The 19,146-nt window shown below is 35.2% G+C and carries 9 protein-coding genes; 4 read left to right on the top strand and 5 right to left on the bottom strand.

Annotation, left to right across the window (positions count from 1 at the left end; genetic code table 11):
- Window positions 1–53: 53 nt before the first annotated feature.
- Entirely contained in the window at window positions 54–8,639 is an 8,586-nt protein-coding gene (locus Anndu_RS11005; RefSeq protein ID WP_464101246.1) for an alpha/beta fold hydrolase, read from the bottom strand.
- A 548-nt stretch (window positions 8,640–9,187) separates the two neighbouring features.
- Between Anndu_RS11005 and Anndu_RS11000 the strand changes: the two genes are divergently transcribed.
- The 3 genes from Anndu_RS11000 (at window position 9,188) to prmA (ending at window position 14,742) form a co-directional block, all read left to right on the top strand.
- A complete protein-coding gene (locus tag Anndu_RS11000) occupies window positions 9,188–11,971 on the top strand; it encodes a cyclic nucleotide-binding domain-containing protein (protein ID WP_464101245.1) in 2,784 nt (927 codons plus the stop codon).
- A gap of 182 nt (window positions 11,972–12,153) precedes the next feature.
- On the top strand, window positions 12,154–13,734 hold the full coding sequence (gene serA, locus Anndu_RS10995; protein WP_464101244.1) for a phosphoglycerate dehydrogenase: 1,581 nt from the start codon (window positions 12,154–12,156) through the stop codon (window positions 13,732–13,734).
- Window positions 13,735–13,839: 105 nt separating this feature from the next.
- Window positions 13,840–14,742, top strand: a complete 903-nt coding sequence (gene prmA, locus Anndu_RS10990; RefSeq protein WP_464101243.1) for a 50S ribosomal protein L11 methyltransferase — start codon at window positions 13,840–13,842, stop codon at window positions 14,740–14,742.
- 21 nt (window positions 14,743–14,763) lie between these two features.
- Here the strand turns inward: prmA and murD are convergent, their stop codons facing one another.
- The 4 genes from murD to Anndu_RS10970 all read right to left on the bottom strand — a co-directional run bounded on the left by murD (window position 14,764) and on the right by Anndu_RS10970 (window position 18,468).
- On the bottom strand, window positions 14,764–16,104 hold the full coding sequence (murD, locus tag Anndu_RS10985) for a UDP-N-acetylmuramoyl-L-alanine--D-glutamate ligase (protein WP_464101242.1): 1,341 nt from the start codon (window positions 16,102–16,104) through the stop codon (window positions 14,764–14,766).
- A gap of 110 nt (window positions 16,105–16,214) precedes the next feature.
- Window positions 16,215–16,697 (bottom strand): 6,7-dimethyl-8-ribityllumazine synthase, encoded by a 483-nt coding sequence (gene ribH / locus Anndu_RS10980; protein ID WP_464101241.1) that lies wholly within the window; start codon window positions 16,695–16,697, stop codon window positions 16,215–16,217.
- Window positions 16,698–16,803: 106 nt separating this feature from the next.
- Window positions 16,804–16,992, bottom strand: coding sequence for a photosystem II reaction center protein PsbZ (gene psbZ / locus Anndu_RS10975; protein WP_464101240.1), 189 nt, complete (start codon window positions 16,990–16,992; stop codon window positions 16,804–16,806).
- Between the two features lie 192 nt (window positions 16,993–17,184).
- A complete protein-coding gene (locus tag Anndu_RS10970; RefSeq protein ID WP_464101239.1) occupies window positions 17,185–18,468 on the bottom strand; it encodes an inorganic phosphate transporter in 1,284 nt (427 codons plus the stop codon).
- A gap of 283 nt (window positions 18,469–18,751) precedes the next feature.
- On the opposite strand from Anndu_RS10970, the gene Anndu_RS10965 reads away from it, so the two are divergent.
- The gene (locus tag Anndu_RS10965; RefSeq protein ID WP_464101238.1) at window positions 18,752–19,120 is read left to right on the top strand and encodes a 2Fe-2S iron-sulfur cluster-binding protein; all 369 of its coding nucleotides are present in this window, start codon (window positions 18,752–18,754) and stop codon (window positions 19,118–19,120) included.
- Window positions 19,121–19,146: the final 26 nt, after the last annotated feature.

The raw sequence follows: 19,146 nt of genomic DNA, 5'->3' as shown, positions 1-19,146 counted from the left end.
TATTGAGTTTAAGAAATCCGTTAAAATACTGATTTTTATTTTACAAACCAATTTTAAAGATTTCCAATAATTTCCGCTAAGGCCACAGGTGCATCAAAATGTAAATTATGCCCACCTTTGACTTGATGGCGTTTTGCGTCAGGCATGGACTTATACTGAGCCTCTAAATCCTCTGAACGGTTAAACTCGCTCTGTTCTCCATAAATCAAAGTTATCAGAGTTTTAAGAGTTTTGAGTATGCCGATATATTTTTGGCGACTGATGCCATTAAACTCAATTCCCGCACGGGTGCGTAAAAAGGCATCCCACACCCAACAAACTCCACCCTCACAAGTTTGGGTGATTCTTTTGGCTAATTTAAGAGCTAATTCTTTCGATAAACTGGGGGTAGCTTGGATCAGGCGTTTAGCGGCGGTTTCCACGTCTGGGAAAACGGGATGCTCTGGGCGTGAAGCCAAATAGTCTAAATGGGTAGTTAATTGATCAACGGTGTCTATTTCGTTGGTTTCGGCGGGGATCACAGGCTCAACTAAGACTAAGTTTTTCACCTTTTGGGGGCGAATACTGGTAAAAATGGCCGCTAAAATTGAGCCGAAGGAATGCCCCACAAGGGTAAAGGGTTGATCGGTGACATGGTTAATAATAGCGTCAAGATCACCTAAAAAGTCTAAGAGGTTGTAACTGCCCTCTTTGCCCACATGATCCGACTTACCATGGCCTCTTAAGTCGGGGGCGACAACTTGATAACCTTTTTTGACTAAACGCCAAGCCACTTCGCTCCATGTTGCTCCATGTTCTAATATACCGTGTAAACAGAAAATTAACGGATTATTTTCTGAACCCCAACGGCATAAACATAAATTTAAACCTCTAATATTTATGAGGGTTTCAGTCATTTCGTATGATTTTTCGTCTAATTCAAGATCATTGGGTAATTCATATTTTAAATTACTAGCTAAATTAACGGCGCGATCGCTCAATTGATAGGGCAATTTTAGCTCTTTCCAAGTATCAGCTAAAGTGGGATCAATAGACTGATGTTTTAGAAAATTGGGATCACCTACTGACATTGACTTATTATAAATTCCGTCAGTCATTCTATTACCTTGATAGGGGTTTAACACATTTTCATTAAAGGGAATTTCTAAGAAATGACAAAGATTTTCCATGACTTGACGGGGATTTTTTACTAAGTCTTCATAGTACATTAAATGATGTTTACTTTCATCAATTTCTGAGAAGAATTTTAAGCTATTAGCATTACTTTGATACCAGATATTTTCTGCTATTTTATAGGGGTTGCCTTCCTCTCCCACTAACTTATCCATGCGTAGGCGAGTAAAAGAATCTATGACAGAATAGGGGTGTCTTACTAAGTGAATATATTTAGCATTTTGAAATAATAATTCAGCATTTTCTAAGGTATCTAAATCATTAGCATAGGTGGGAGATTTATCTATTAAAATTTTATCACCACAACAGTCTAATAAATATTGATAAACCTCTTGTATTGATTTATTTTCTTGGGTAAATTGTGCCACTAAATTTTGAGCGGTAGGTGCATCAATTTGTTTTAATTCCATTAAGGCACGTTGTAGCCCTTCCCCTAAATAGGAAACGGATAATTCTTCCTCTCTTTCTACCATATTATTAAAGGGTAAAAGATGTAATTCTGGGGGAGAAGATAGCAAGGGATGGCCTTCTAACATTACCCTTAATAAGGTTGATCCCGATCGAGGGCTAGAGAGGATAAATACAACGGGTTTTTTAATTTTTTGGGTTGGTTTTTGATGTTTTCTTGTAACTTTATGACTATGTGGTAATTTAGTTATATCGTCATTAAGGGTTAGATTTTGAAGATGAGTAAGATCATGTTGTTTAGTAAATTCTAAAGCCAAATATTTAGCTAAAGAATTAATTTTTGGGCGTTCATAAAATTCCCTTGGATATAACATCAATTGTAACTCATTTTTTAATAAAGTGATCGCTTCCATCACCATTAATGAGTCCATTCCCAAGTCTAACAAACTCTCACTTTCACTAATATTATTACTATCAATTTGCAAAATATTACCAAGGGCAGTTTTGAGATAACTTATTAACTTAATTTCCCTTTCTGCTTGGTTATATTTTAATAATTCTGTCACTAAATTAACTTGAGTTTCTTCGGTTAAAATTACCTCTTTTTCTTCTAAAACTTCCTCAAAATAGGGTAATTGATTAATTTGGGGGAACTGTTGTACTACCTCATTCCAATCAATAGAAATTACCCCTATTTGTTGGGTAGAAGATGCTAAAAGTTTGGTGAATATTTCTAGCCCCTTCTTAACAGGTATTAATTTAATTCCCTTAACAGCTAAACGACTAGAAACTGCCATCCCAGAAGCAACCCAAGCCCCCCAGTTAATACTTAAGGCTGGTAAATTTAACTGATGACGATAGGCGGCGATCGCATCGAGAAAAGTATTAGCACTACTATAATTTCCCTGTGCGGGTGATCCTAATAAAGAAGCGGCCGAGGAGAATAAAATAAAGAAGTCTAAGGGGATATTTTTAGTTAATTGATGTAAATTCCATGTACCTTGAATTTTCGGTGCTAAAACTGATGAAAATTGATCCCAGTTTTGACTTATTAATAAATTATCATTTAACACTCCGGCACAATGAATAATACCCTTTAATGGTGGTAAATTTTCGTTAATTTGATTGATTAATTTTGTTAGAGCGTTTGTATCAGTAAGATCGGTATGATTAACTAAAATTTTAACCCCTTGGTTTTGTAAGGCGGTAATAACTTTAGAGGCTTCATTAGTGGGTTTTTTACGCCCTATTAAAATTAAATTTTTTGCACCATTTTCGGCTAAAGTTTGAGCAACTTTTAAGCCTAATGATCCTAAGCCTCCTGTTATTAAATAACTGGCTGAGTGTAATACAGGCATCTTGCCTGTGTTATCTATATTTCCAGTCACAGGCAAGATGCCTGTGCCACTGTTATTTTTAATTTGAGTGAGACGGGCTACATAAATTTTATTATGTCTTAAAGCTATTTGAGTTTCATTATCTTGATGGGTAATTTTATTAACAAAATTTGTTAATTCATGCTCATTAAAATTACTACTAAGATCAATTAAACCACCAAAATATTCAGGATGTTCAAAAGATAACACTTTACCTAAGCCCCATAAAGGAGTTTGGGCAAAAGATAGATTAATATTTTTAAGATCAGTCTCAATATTTTGACTATTTTGAGTAGTTAACCAAATTTTTGCTTTAATATTTTGCTTAACTAATGCTTGTAATAAGAATAATGTACTTTGACAAGATAATTTTTGAGCAGTTTCTAAGTCGGTAATAGTGAGATCATCACTTGACTTAATATCTAAACTCCATAGATGTAAAATACCTATTTCTTGAGTTAGATCAAGTTGATTATTTTGGAAAATTAAACTATAACTTTCGGGCTGATCAAGACTAATATTAATTGCCTTAATATTAAGTGTGGCACAAGCATCTTGACTGTGATCATTTTGATAGTTAATACATAAACAAGTATCACCTTTACTTGTTAAAAATTCTGCTACTTTTTGAGATACACCAGTTTGATCTGCAAAAAATACCCATTGTTTAATATAGTTGGGCTTATTACTATTAAAATGACCTTCCTTTTCTAACCATTTTACCTGATAAAACCAATCATCGCTAGACTGTATTTCATCTGTGTCTAAAATAGGTGTTATTAAACTAGAAGAAAGGGGAGTAATATCCTTTAACCAATAACTTTGACGTTGAAAAGGATAGGTAGGTAAAATAATTTTTTGACAGTGATAGGGGGCGTCAAATTTTTCCCAATTAATTTTAATTCCTCTGACAGATAATTTTCCTAAACTTTCTAAAATATTTAACCAGTCTTGATCAATATTTCTTAAGCTTGGAAGCCAAAGGAAGGATGAGGGATGAGTGATGAGGGATGGGTTTTGGCTTTTATTTGATAACTCATCACTGATATTTTTTTGTAAGTTTTCTATTACATTGGTAGTCATACCCAGTAAAGTTGGTTTTGCCCCAATTTCTAAGAAAATTTGATATTCTTGATCATGTAATTTTTCAATACTTGAGGCAAAGTGTACAGGTTTTAAAATATGATCTAACCAGTAGTTAACTGTGGTAATTTCTTCTTTAATAAAATCTCCGGTAACATTAGAGACTAGATCAATTTGTGGCAAATTAAATTTAATTTCTTTAACTACATTTTCAAACTCTTTAACCATTGGTTGCATTAAAGGAGAATGGAAAGCATGGGAAACATTTAAACGCTTAACTTTTACATCTTGATTTTCAAAATGGATCGCTATTTTTTCAATCGCTTCTGTTTCTCCTGATACCACAATATGAGAACCATTATAGGCGGCGATCGCCAATTTATTTTGATATTTATTAACCTCAATTTCTACGGTATTTTGATCCGCAAAAATAGCCACCATGCTACCATTTTCGGGTAAAGATTGCATTAATTTACCACGATGGGCAATCAATTTTAAACCATCTTCTAAAGAGAAAACTCCCGCCACACAAGCGGCCACATATTCACCCACACTATGCCCCATTACAGTATTAGGAATAATACCCCAAGACATCCATAATTGAGCAAGGGAATATTCTAAGGCAAATAAGGCGGGTTGAGTGTATGCTGTTTGATCTAAAAGCTGATTTTTTTGCTGATCTTCTCCATATAAAACATCAATGAGAGAAACATCTAAATAATTAGTTAAAATTTCCGCACATTGATTAAAATTATCCCTAAAGATCGGGGAAGTTTTGTACAATTGTGATCCCATTTTCACATATTGGGATCCCTGCCCCGTAAATAAAAAGGCTATTTTTTGATCTTTACCTTTTTTAACTTTACTATGTAATATGTCAGGGGTTTTCTTGCCCTCTAAAAATAGTTTAAACTGTTCTTGTAAATGTTCTTTAGAGTCAGTCACGATCGCCAGACGATGGTTAAATTGTACTCTGGTTGTATTAGCACTAAAACATAAATCTTTGAGTACAGTATCAGGGTTATTTGTCAAGTAATTGTTATAATTCTTAACTAAATCTTTTAAAGCAGACTCATTTTTTGCTGATAAATTTAAAATATGTAGTTGTCTATCTTTAGACACAGATAGGATGCCTGTACTACCTAAATTTTCTACAGACAAGATGCCTGTACTACTAACTGGTAACTGGTAACTGGTAACTGTAATATGTGCATTTGTACCACCAAAACCAAAAGAACTTACTCCTGCAAAAATTTGATCCCGATCTTCTAAAGAAATAAGTTTAGTAGGAATAGCAAAAGTTTGATCCTCAAATTTAATTAAAGGGTTTAATTTTTCAAAATTCAAATGGGGGGGAATTTGTTTATAATATAAAGCTAAAACAGTTTTAATTAAACCTGCAATACCCGCCGCCGCTTCTAAATGTCCAATATTTGTCTTAACTGATCCAATATAACAAGTATTAGTAACAGGCAAGATGCCTGTATTACTAATATTATGATCTGTGGCACAGGCATCTTGCCTGTGATCTTTATTTTCACTTAATACTTGAATTAAAGAATTAACCTCGATCGGATCACCTAAAGATGTACCCGTGCCATGTGCCTCTATATAATTAATTTCACTAGGCTTAACATTGGCATTCATTAACGCTTGACGGATAACCTCCTGTTGGGCGATACCGTTGGGGGCTGTTAAACCATTACTACGCCCGTCTTGGTTGATGGCACTACCCTTAATTACCCCTAAAATTAAATTACCATCCCTTTGCGCCTCAGATAGCCGTTTTAACACGATCACACCACAGCCCTCGCCCCGCACATAACCATCGGCGGAAGCGTCAAAAGTCTTACATTTCCCGTCAGGGCTTAACATTCCCGCTTGGGTAAAGGTATCGGTTAACTCAGGGCTTAACATTAAATTAACCCCCCCTGCGATCGCCTGATCACATTCCCCTTTGCGTAAACTTTGAACGGCTAAATGTACCGCCACGAGGGAAGAAGAACAAGCCGTGTCAATAGTCAGAGAAGGCCCACGAAAATCGAAAATATAGGAAAGACGGTTAGCGGCGATACTGTGGGCGTTTCCTGTACCTGCATAAGCGTCTACAGGCACTCCATAATGTAATTGTAACTGAGCATAGTCATTACTGCTCATGCCCACAAATACACCTGTATTAGTTCCTGCTAATTGATCAACTTTAATACCGCCATATTCAAAGGCTTCCCAACTCACTTCTAAAAGTAATCTTTGTTGGGGATCCATGCGTTGAGTTTCACGGGGTGAAATTCCGAAAAATTGAGGATCAAATTGATCCACATCTTCAAGAAAACCACCGTAGCCTTCACCATTCCATCTATTTTTAACTGATGTAATAGCGTCTTTACCTTCTGTTAGTAATTGCCAAAATTGTTGGGGGTTTTTCGCATTAGGAAAACGGCAACTTAAACCCACTATTGCTATTTCTTCTTGAGTGGGAAGTGGGGAGGGGGAAGTGGGAAGTGGGGAGAGGGAAGTGGAAAGTTTAGAGTCGGTTTGATTGGTTAATTGTTCTAAATAGGTAGAAAGTGTGTTAATATTTGGGTAATCATAGAGTACAGTGGGTGGTATCTTGACTTTTAACCAGTCTTCTAATTCTGCTGATAATCTTACCGCCTGTACTGAGTCTAAACCATAACTAGCAAAAGGCTCAAGGGGATCAATTTCTTCTGTAGATACCCCCAAGCGATCGGCTATTTTTTCAACAATGTAATTTTCGATAATAGATAAGGTATTTTGAGATAAAAACTCCTTTCTTTTTACTGTTACCTTTTCTTCTTCAACTTTTAACTTTTGACTTTCGACTTTTGACTTTTCTATATACTCACCAATAACAGTTAAACTGCCGTCAATAAAACCATCTCGACAGGCATGACGTTGAATTTTACCGCTAGAAGTTTTGGGAATAGTACCAGTTTTTAATAGTAAAATTGCATAAGGTAATAATTCATGATTTTCAATTATTTTCTGACGAATAGCTTTAGTAACTTCTTCAACATTTAATTTTCTCACATAACTTCTTTGTACTTCTTGAATAAGTACTAACCTTTCTTCGCCGTTAATATCAACAGCAACAGCCGCCCCTGATCCTTGTTTCACCGCAGGATGGGCTTGATCAATAGTTAATTCTATATCTTGGGGATAGTGATTTCTTCCCCTAATAATTATTAAATCTTTTAACCTACCTGTTACGAATAATTCCCTATCTTGTAAAAAACCTAGATCACCCGTGCGTAAAAAGGTTTCACCCTCTAAACCTTTAACCTGTGCCTTGAAAGTCGCCTCACTCTGTTCTTTTCTATTCCAATAACCTTGGGCAACGCTTCCACTTTGCACCCAGATCTCCCCGATCTCATTAGACTCGCAAAGCTCACAAGTGTCAGGATTAACTATAATTACTTTTTCATCGGGTGCAGATCTGCCAGAACTAACTAAAACCGTTGCATTTTCATTGTTTTCCGGTTCGATAATAATTTGATTTTTTTCTAAAGCTTTAATATTAACGAGTTTTTCAATGGGTAAAGCGAATTTATCACCACCTGAAACAATTAAAGTTGTTTCAGCCATGCCATAACAAGGATAAAAAGCCTCTTTTTTAAACTTGGCTTTAGCGAAATATTGGGAAAAATTATGTAAAGTTTCCGCCCTAACTGGTTCAGCCCCACTAAAAGCCAATGTCCAACTACTTAAGTCTAAACTATCCCTTTGTTCTTCATTAATTTGACTCACACAAAGATCATAAGCAAAGTTAGGCGCTCCCGTAGTTGTCACCTTATGGTTAGAAATAGCCTGTAACCAACGGTAAGGGCGCTGTAAAAAGTTAACCGGAGACATCAATAACATTGATCCCACATTGGCATAAAGGGGCTGTAAAATGCCACCAATTAAACCCATGTCATGATAGGGGGGAAGCCATGAAAAACCGATGGTATTAGGAGTATCTTGGAAAAAATGATTAATTAAATTAGAATTATGTAATAAATTGTAATGACTCACCATCACGCCCTTGGGAATACCCGTTGAGCCACTGGTATACTGTAAAAAAGCGAGGTTATCTGAGGTGATGTTAGGATCAAGCCAATTTTCTGCTAAATTGGGATCTACCGTATCTGTAGCGATAAAATTAATCTGTTCTACAGGTAAAATGCCCGTATTACTGATAATTTGCTCATTAAAACGCTTTTGAATATTATCTATTACATCGGAGGTAGTTAAAGCAAATTTTGCTTGGGCATCTTCCACGATCGCCACTAAACGATCAACGGAGCGGTTAGCTCTGGGGGGGTAGGCGGGTACAGCGATCACTCCTGCATAGAGACAGCCCAAAAAGGCCGCTATAAACTCTAAACCGGGTTGATAAAGTAATAAAGCTCTTTCTCCCTTGCCATGATAAGACTGTAACACCGAGGCGATCGCCTGTGCTTGTTGTTGTAGTTGAAAATAGGTAAGGCTATCGCTGATCGTTTCTCCATCACTGAGAAAAGAAAAAGCGACTTTATCAGGTTGTAATGCTGTTCTATCCCGTAATAAATCTACAAAAGTAGAAAAGTTCCCTATCATTGAGCGTTTTATCAATTTAATAATGTGTATTTGTCAATTGACAATTGATCTTTAACTTTAACCAAAACTAAAGACCATTAGTTAAGTTAAGATAACAGATCTTGACCTATTGTCTCATCAATTGTCTGTTAGTGTAAATCTTTTTCTGGGTTTATGGTTAATTTTGCCCTGATCTTTGACTTCTGTAAAGGTTAGGTGTTTTCTTTCCTCAAATTTTTTGAGCTTTGTAAGCTTTTTGTGATCTTAATCAATCAAAAAATATTAAAAAAGGGATAATTTACAATAAAAATCAGTTCAATTTATGGAACGATCACTATTAGCCTTGAACTTAAGTTCAAGGCGAGTCAAGACTTTTAAAGATTAATCTCACTTTGAAATAAATTTCAAAGCTAACAAAAATCGTTCAATAAATTGAACTAAAATTGATATTTCCCCTCCATTTTGAAAACACCATCTTTACAAAAGTCCTATTTTTTGATAAATAGTTGTATCATAGATATATATATATGCTTTTTAATATCAGGATAGCTTTTAATAAATAGTGTACTATGTTCAATCAGACATCAGAAAGACGAATGCACCGAGTCAGATGGGTTTTAACCGTTGCGTGGTTAACTCTGATTTTATCCCTATTTTATGATCCCATTTCACCATATTTAACGGATCCGAACAATTTAGCCAGTCCTTTGCGGGTAAACTTAGCCACTTGTGTTCAAGTGCAGGGAGTTTGTTTAGAAAAAGGAGCTTATTATTTAGGAGCGCCGATTTTTTGGGGCATAGTTGTACCTAGTGCCATTTTTATTTTATTAATCTTTGGTCATGAATTATGGCGCAGAATTTGCCCTCTATCTTTTTTATCCCAAATACCTAGAGCTTTAGGCAAACAAAGGAAGTTTAAACGTATCAGTAAAACCGGAGCAGTTAGATTTGAAATTGCGAGAGTTGATGCCAATTCTTGGCTAGGAAAAAATTATTTATATGTGCAGTTAGGTTGGTTTTTTATTGGTTTATGTTGTCGCATTTTATTTGTTAATGCTGATCGTCTTGCTTTAGCTATTTGGTTAATTTTTACTATTTTAGCATCAATTACAGTAGGTTATTTATATGGGGGAAAATCATGGTGTAATTATTTTTGTCCCATGTCTCCCGTGCAAAAAATTTATTCAGAACCCAAAGGTTTATTTGGCAGTAAAGCACATATTGGGGATCAAAAAATTACCCAATCTATGTGTAGAATTGTGGAAGATCAACAGGAAAAAAGTGCTTGTGTCGCTTGTCAAAGTCCCTGTATAGATATAGACTCAGAAAGGGCTTATTGGGATAACTTAAAACAAGGAAATCGCCAATTACTTTATTATGGTTATATCGGTTTAGTGGTGGGTTATTTTGTTTATTATTATCTCTATTCTGGCAATTGGGATTATTATTTTTCTGGTATTTGGGCTTATGAAAAAAATCAATTAGCTACTCTATTAAAGCCGGGTTTTTATATAGCTGGAAAGGGGATTAATATTCCTAAAATTATCGCCGTACCCTTAACTTTAGGATTATTTACTTATGGGGGGTATAACTTAGGAAAACTTACGGAAAATTATTTAATTAATAAATATAAAAAGCATCTCAATCCTGATTTAATTAGACATCGAATTTTTACCATTTGTACATTTTTAATCTTTGACTTTTTCTTTATTTTCGCAGGAAGATCATGGTTAAGTTTATTACCAATTAAAGTACAATATATTTGGGATTTTGTCTTAGTTTTATTAAGTTCAATTTGGTTAGTTCAAACATGGGAAAGAAGCCCTGAACTCTATTCTAAAGAGAGTTTAGCCACTCGTTTGCGTAAACAATTAAGCAAATTAAGCTTGAATATTACTAACTTTTTAGAAGGCAGATCTTTAGAAGATTTAACCACCGATGAAGTCTATGTTTTAGCTAAAGTTTTACCCGGTTTTAATAAAGATAAACGTCATGAAGTTTATAAAGGAGTGTTAAAAGAATCTTTAGAAGAAGGTTATGTTAATACCTCCAGTAGTTTAGAAGTTTTAGCACAATTACGCTTACAATTAAACTTAACTGATGACGAACATCGCACTATAATTGAAGAATTGGGAATTGAAGATCCAGACTTATTAAATCCTCAAAAATTACATACAGTAGAAAATACTGTACGTTTAACAGGCTATCGTAAAGCCTTAGAAAGAATGTTAAATTTACAACAAAAACAATCCCTTAATCAATTATTATCAGATAATCCTCAAGCAGTCAGAAAATTACGTCAACAATATTGTATTAATTATGAAGATGAGGCTCAAATTTTACAGGGTTTAGACCATCAAAGTGATATTTCTGTCCGTTCCGAGTATATTTTAACTCAGTTAACTCAGTTAATTGAGCGCTTTCATGCTCTTAATCAACCTCGTTTTTTACCTAAAAGTAATATTCTGAATTTACTACGCCAGACAGTCAAAGAGAAAAAACGTCTCTTAGTGAGGGCAATTTTAGAAATAATTGAAGGGGATCAAGACTCAGAAATAGGGCAACAAATTGCTCAAAAATTAGGGAATTTAGCTCCCTCTGTATTACAAGAAGTATTAATGAATACTACCTCACAATGGTCACAAAGATTAAAACCGGAAATTTTAGCCTTGTTAGCCCAAGCACAAGATCAAATTCTTTTTTGTCCATTGGATTTAGAATTGAAAACAATTATTATTCATTTAGAAGCTTTAATTAATGATCCTAATCCCATTACTCAAGCTTTAAGTTTATATATTTTAGCGCAATTAGAACCGAATCTTGCTAATAAAATTGGTCAAGAATTATTAAATGATCAACAAGCAATTTTAATTCAAGAAACAGCCCAAATTTTAACCAGAGGAGAGGTAGAATTATCGAACTTTCCAACTTTAGAAAAAATAGTGTATTTAGCTAATAATGAACTGTTTAAAGGTATTCATAGTAATACTTTAATTGAATTGGCCGAATTGGCTTATTTTAAACACCATCAAGGAGAAGATATTATTTCCGATGAAGGGGATACCTGTCGAGAATTATTACTTTTAATTGAGGGAAAAGTAGAAATTATTTTACCAGATAAACAGGGCAATAATCCCATTATTTCTAATTTATTACCCGGACAAATTTTAGATGAATTAGAAGTATTGTCCCATGGTAAACAATCGGGTAAAATTGTAGCTAAAACTACTCCGACTAAACTTTTAGCGATCGCCGTAGATACTTTTGACGAAATTTTAGACAAAGATCACGACTTTGCGCGTAGAGTTTTAGAAATGGAAAGTAGTCGTTTAAGAGCAATTTCCATAACTTAAAACATTTTGAGGGGTTAAACATGATTAACCCCCTAAAGTCAGGGAAAACAAATAAAATCAATAATTATCAACTAATGACAGATTAGATGCAAAATTGAGGTAAAATGGAGATTTGGTTAGCGTTTATATCGTCAAAACTAAATTTTATTTGTTAATCCATCTCAAAAAGTCAATTATTATTTATGGCAAAAGTATTAGTTTCGGATCCTATTGATCAAGTAGGGATAGATATTATTTCCCAAGTAGCACAAGTAGATGTCAAGATCGGTTTACCAGAGGCAGAATTAATTAACATTATTCCCGAATATGATGCCTTAATGGTGCGCTCTCAAACTAAAGTTACGAAAGAAATTATTGAAGCAGGTAGTCAACTAAAAATTATTGGTAGAGCCGGAGTAGGTGTGGATAATATTGATGTTCCGGCCGCTACTCGTAAAGGTATTATTGTGGTTAATTCTCCCGAAGGTAATACCATTGCGGCGGCTGAACACGCTTTAGCCATGATGATGTCACTTTCGCGCTATATTCCTTCAGCCAATGACTCTGTTAAAGCCAAAAAATGGGATCGTAAAAGCTTTGTTGGCACGGAAGTTTATAAAAAAACCCTTGGGGTGGTTGGTTTAGGTAAAATTGGCTCTCATGTAGCTAAAGTAGCTCGGACAATGGGCATGAAAATTTTAGCTTATGATCCTTTTATTTCCCAAGAAAGAGCCGATCAACTGGGTTGTCGTTTAGTTGATTTAGATTTAATTTTTAGTGAATCTGATTATATTACCCTACATATCCCTAAAACTCCTGAAACTGCCAATTTAATTAATGCCCAAACTTTAGCCAAAATGAAGCCGACAACCCGCATTATTAACTGTGCTAGGGGTGGGATCATTGATGAAGAAGCCCTTTATGAAGCCTTAAAGGAAGGGAAAATTGCCGGAGCGGCCTTAGATGTGTTTGCTAGTGAGCCTTTAGGAGAATCAAAATTAAGGGAGTTAGGGGAAAAAATTATTTTAACCCCCCATTTAGGAGCTTCTACGGCTGAGGCTCAGGTTAATGTGGCTTTAGATGTGGCCGAACAGATCCGTGATGTATTATTAGGGCTTCCGGCTCGATCGGCCGTGAATATTCCCGGCCTCAACCCCGATGTTATGGAAAAATTACGTCCCTATTTACAATTAGCCGAAACAATGGGTAATTTAGTGGGACAATTAGCAGGAGGCCGCATTGACTGTTTAAATATTAAATTACAGGGAGATTTAGCCAGTCAAGACGCAAAACCCTTAGTAGTGGCGGCCACCAAAGGTTTATTATCCCAAGCTTTACGGGAAAGGGTTAACTATGTTAATGCTAGTATTGAAGCCAAAGAGCGTGGCATTCATATTACGGAAACTAAAGACGCTGATACCCGTGACTATTCAGGCTCAATTTATTTAGAAGCTAATGGCTCTTTAGGGAAACATTCCGTCACAGGTGCTTTATTATCTTATGGTGAAATTCGCATTACAGACTTAGATAATTTCCCTGTCAACGTGCCTCCGGCCAATTATATGTTATTTACCTTACACCGTGATCAACCCGGAATTATCGGCAAAATTGGCTCATTATTAGGCAGTTTTAATGTTAATATTGCTAGTATGCAAGTTGGCCGTAAAATTGTGCGCGGAGATGCTTTAATGGTATTAACTTTAGATGATCCTTTACCTGAGACTATTCTCGAAGAAATTAAGAATGTTTCCGGTATTCGTGATGCTTATACCGTAAGTTTATAAATCCATTGTCATTAGATTTGATTAAGGCTTAAGCCTTCTGCTACAAAAACAAAGCCTGTGCGCACAGGCTTTATTCAACAATTGACAAATAACCAATCACAAATTATGTCAAATAGCTGGTGGGAAATTAAAATTTATGCGGATCCAATGTTAGAAGAAAGTATTTTTTGGCGTTTGGATCAATTTGGTTGTAAAGGTACAGCCACAGAAATTAAACAACAATCTTATTTAATTAAAGCTTATGTGCCTCAAATAGACGTAAGTTTATTAGATCTATCGGCTTTATCTTTATGGTTGCGTCAAGATGCTTTAATGTTAAATTTGACCCCACCAGTGACGAAATGGAAATTAATTGATGAGGAAGACTGGAGTAGTAGTTGGAAAAAAGAATGGCAACCCACTGAAGTGGGCGATCGCTTTTTAATTTGCCCAGCTTGGATCGATCCCCTACCGTTAACCGATCGCACTATTATCAAGTTGGATCCTGGGATGGCTTTTGGCACAGGCACTCATCAAACTACCCAACTTTGTTTGGAGTCTTTGGAAATGCGTTTAAGTTATTCTTCTAATGTGGGAGAAATGACGATCGCTGATATTGGCTGTGGATCGGGTATTTTATCCATCGGATCAGCCCTGTTAGGGGTAAAACACATTTACGCTGTAGATGTAGACTCTTTAGCGGTTAAGGCCACCCATGAAAATCGAGACTTAAATAATATTAATTCAGACTATTTATCAGTAAAAAAAGGAAGTATAGAAGTCTTAGAAGAAGAATTTAAAGAACAAAAAGTTGACGGAATTTTATGTAATATTTTAGCAGAAACAATCCTTGATTTAATACCTCAAATGGGCAATATTTCCCACTCTAAAACATGGGGCATTTTAAGCGGAATTTTATTAGATCAAGCTAAACCGATTGCTGATACTTTAGAACAAAATGGTTGGGTAGTAGCAACTCTTTGGAAAAGGGATGAATGGTGTTGTTTTAATGTGAGAAGAAACCTATAGTCGTTTTTTAAATTAAAATATCTAAAGATTTAAAGCTAATTCTCTAAAATGATCCCCTCGATGTTCAAAACTTTGATATTGATCAAAACTAGCACAAGCGGGGGATAATAAGATTACTTTAGCATGATGTTTTTTGGCAAATTCTAAACTTTGATTAACCGCATTTTCCATCGTTTCAACTATTAGATAATTATGATAATTAATCTCGTTTAATCTTTTAGCAAAAGCCTCACTAGCATCACCAATTAATAATACCATGGCCGCTTTTTCTTCAATTTGTTTTAACCATTTTGTATCATCTCCCTCTTTGGCTTCCCCTCCTGCGATTAAAATTACCGGAGATTTTACGGAAGATAAACCAACTTCGGCCGCATCATAATTAGTTGCTTTACTATCATTAATAAATTCAATTCCATCCCTAACACAAATCAATTCTAAGCGATGGGAAACCCCTGTAAAAGCCATCATCGCCTGACTAATAGATTTTTTATTAATATTAGCTAATTTAGCGGCCAAACTAGCCATTAATAAATTTTGCTGATTATGTTCACCTACCATTTTAAACAGCGAAACGGGCATAATTAATTCCCTACAAACGGTGATCCAACTATCTTCTAAATAAGCCCCATTTCTATTAGATAAAAACTCTTTATCTTTAACACTGATCCAATAAGCCTCACCCCACTGATCCGCCACACTTCTTAAATAGGGATCATCACCGTTAAAAATCTGAGCCTCACAACGCTCTAATAATGACGCTTTAATGCGATAATAATTATCTAAAGTCTTATGTCGGGCGAGGTGATCCGGTGTAAAAGTCGTCCAAACGCCGATTTTAGGGGCAATGGTGGGGGATGCTTCGATCTGATAACTACTCAATTCGGCGATGATCCAATCGGGTTTTTCCTCTTGTAAGGCTAACTCACAAGCGGCATAACCGATATTCCCACAGGCGGGAGCATTGAAACCCGCCGTTTGAAAAATTGAGGCAATTAAAGCGGTGGTGGTGGTTTTGCCATTTGTGCCTGTAATGCCCACCCAAGGCCGATCACTGAGCGATCGCCATGCTAATTCAATCTCCCCAATGGTCTCTATGCCTTTATTTCTGGCCTCAATTAATACTGGTGTATCCCAAGGCACTCCCGGACTTACTACAATTAAATCAGGTAAATTACCAGATTCTAAAGTGAGGGAATAACCTAATTTAACAGTAATTTCTTCTTTTTCTAATTCTAATTGATGTTTTTGTAAATTTTGATGATTAGCGCGATCGCCCAAAGTGACAGTATAACCTTGTTTTTTTAATAATCTAGCGGCCGCAATGCCCGATCTACCTACACCAATAACTTCAGCTTTAGCCATAATAATTAATTGATAATGGATAATTAATATTTTTATTAATAATTGATATTTAATATTTATTAAGAAATAATTGTCAATTGTTCACTGTCAATTGTCAATTGTTAATCAGATTATTTCTTAATTTGTAACATTAAAGTCGCCATTTCAATGGCACTCATGGCATAATTCCAACCTAAATTATTCTTAATTCCGGCTCTTTCTAAAGCTTGTTGCATCGTATCGGTGGTTAAAATGCCGAAAATAACAGGCACTCCCGTCTGTAAAGAAGTGGAAGCAATGCCTTTAGCGGCCTCATTACAAACATAATCAAAATGGGGTGTATCACCACGGATCACCGCCCCTAAACAAATAATGGCATCATATTTGTGGGAAAGTGCCAACTGATTGGCGATCATGGGTATTTCTAAACTTCCCGGCACCCAAGCGTAGTCAACTTGTGATCCTTGGGGATCAATATCAATGCCATGACGTTTTAAACAATCTTGAGTGCCACTTAACAATTTACTGGTAATTAAATCATTAAAACGGCCAATCACAATTGCAAATTTTAAACTTGAAATATTGTCTGTAAAATTGCCCTCAAAAACTGCCATAATTTAAGTAATAAGTAATAGGTAAGTAATAATAAATAATTAATAATAATTAAACAATTTGGAGGGGCTTAACTATGTTAAACCCCTATTAATTTTTTGATTAATTTTAAACAACAAAAAAGTTTAAAATTGCTACAGCTACCACTAAAACAGTCCAAATAATTGAACCTAAGAAAATTAAAGATTTAGACTGATCCCAGTTTTGGGGAGAAGCATAAGCCACAGGTACACCGATCACCATGACAAAGGAAAAGAAAACTAAAGTGATCAATGTTAATTGGAAAATAATAGACATTTGAGATTTCTCCTCTAAAAGAGTTATTGTTTTATTTTTGTTATTTTTTGATAGTTTGAAAATGTCTAAAAATACTTATTTTTAAGTTTTTCAGACAGTTGACTTAGTAAGATTTTACATCTTGTAGGTCAAACTATCATCTATTTAATCAAAATTTGATTATGATTAGTTTTGATTTTACAAAAATTCATTCTACAATAGATTCACTCCCCTTTGAAGCACGATCAAAGATAAAACTTTAAAAACAATCATGGCGATCGCGCTGGCTATGGGTAAAGTGATCAACCATGCTAAAATAACCGATTTTACCGTAGAATATTCAATTTTACGCCAATTTTGAGCAATGCCGATCCCTAAGACTCCCCCCACTAAAGCGTGGGAAGTGGAGACGGGCAGGCCGACACGAGAAGCTAATAAAACCGTGATGGCCGTGGCTATTTCCGCCGAAAAACCACTACTGGGCTGTAATAAAATGATTTTTTCCCCCACTGTTTTGATCACATTTTTGCCATGAATACTTAAGCCCACCACGATGCCGATCGCCCCTAAAATTAAAATAAAATAAGGGATGTCAAAGCCTACTAGGGGGACGGTTTTCGTCTGTAATAAGTAATTTACCACCGCTAAGGGTGCGATCGCATTTCCTACGTCATTTGAACCGTGAGCAAAGGCCACAAAACAAGCGCTTAATACCTGAAAGCCCCCTAAAATCGTTTCTAAGCCCTCTTGTTCTGATTTTACCTCTAATTTGTCATTAACCTGTTGTTTGATGCGTTGTAGGCGTTTCCATGTGTAAATGGTAAAAGAAATTGAGGCTATTGCACCAAAAAGAATGGCTAGATCATGGAGTGGTAAAGGAAATTGGGCAAAAATAGGGTTAGTTAAAATTTTAGGTAGAACAATAATACCAAATAAACTAAAAACAATTAAACTTAACCAAGGTATCCATTGATCAAGAATGAATAAAGAGTTTTTAGCTTGTAAAATATAGCGTTTTAAAAAAGTATAAAATAAGCCGGAAATTAAAGCGCTCATGATGGGAGTAAAAATCCAACCAATGGTAATAATTAAAAGATTATGCCAGTTAACAGCATTAACCCCAAGAGCAAGAAAACTAAAACCAGAAATTGCACCCACTACGGCGTGGGAAGAAGCCACAGGTAAACCGTATTTAGTGGCAATTTGTAACCATAAACCACAACCAAATAAAACAGAAATCATGCCAATTAATAAAGTATTTGGTTGACTTAAAAATTGACTAGGTTTTAGCACTTCAGTGGCTAAAGTAGCGGATACATTTTGACCAAAAAAAACCGCTCCGGTAAATTCTAAAATACCCGCAATAATTAAAGCTTGTTTTAAAGAAATTGCTTTTGAGCCTACGGATGTTCCCATAGAATTAGCAACATCATTCGCTCCTAAATTCCAAGCTACATAAAATGCTAAAATTATAATTAATAAATATATTAAAATCATTGATCAATTTAAGTTTAAATTATTTTTATATTAAATTTGTTTGATCATTATAACCTTTTTGTGATAGTAAATCTTGTTTTAAAATAGATTTTTTCTAATGGTTAAAAACTTTGTAGCTCCTTTACTTAGAACTTATCCACAAAAGACATTATCTAAAGAAAATTTGATCAGATTAACTTACAATATAGGTGGGGGTGAACAGGCTAACCCTTACAAATATTTCCATTAGATTTGGATCAAAATGGTATTACAATTAATTATTGATTAACTTTAAAGTTATATTATGACCAATTATTACACAATAGAAATTCATGATCGTCAAAGCGATCAACATCATAGTTTAACCGTACCAGATGATCAATATATTCTGGAATATGCGGAAAAACAGGGTAAAACCTTGCCTTTTTCTTGTCGCAATGGGGCTTGTACTAGCTGTGCGGTAAGAATTATCTCAGGGCAAATTTATCAGCCAGAAGCGATGGGTTTATCAAATGAGTTAAAAAATGAAGGTTATGCTTTATTATGTGTTAGTTATGCTCGATCGCACTTAAATTTAGAAACACAGGATGAAGATGAAGTCTATATGCTTCAATTCGGGCGCTATTTTGGCAAAGGAAAAGTCCGTTTTGGTCTTCCCTTAGATGAAGATTAGTCAAAATCTAGTATGATGATAAAAGC

This window comes from Annamia dubia NIES-4383, assembly GCF_055394725.1.
This window is presented reverse-complemented; position numbering and strand designations above follow the sequence as displayed.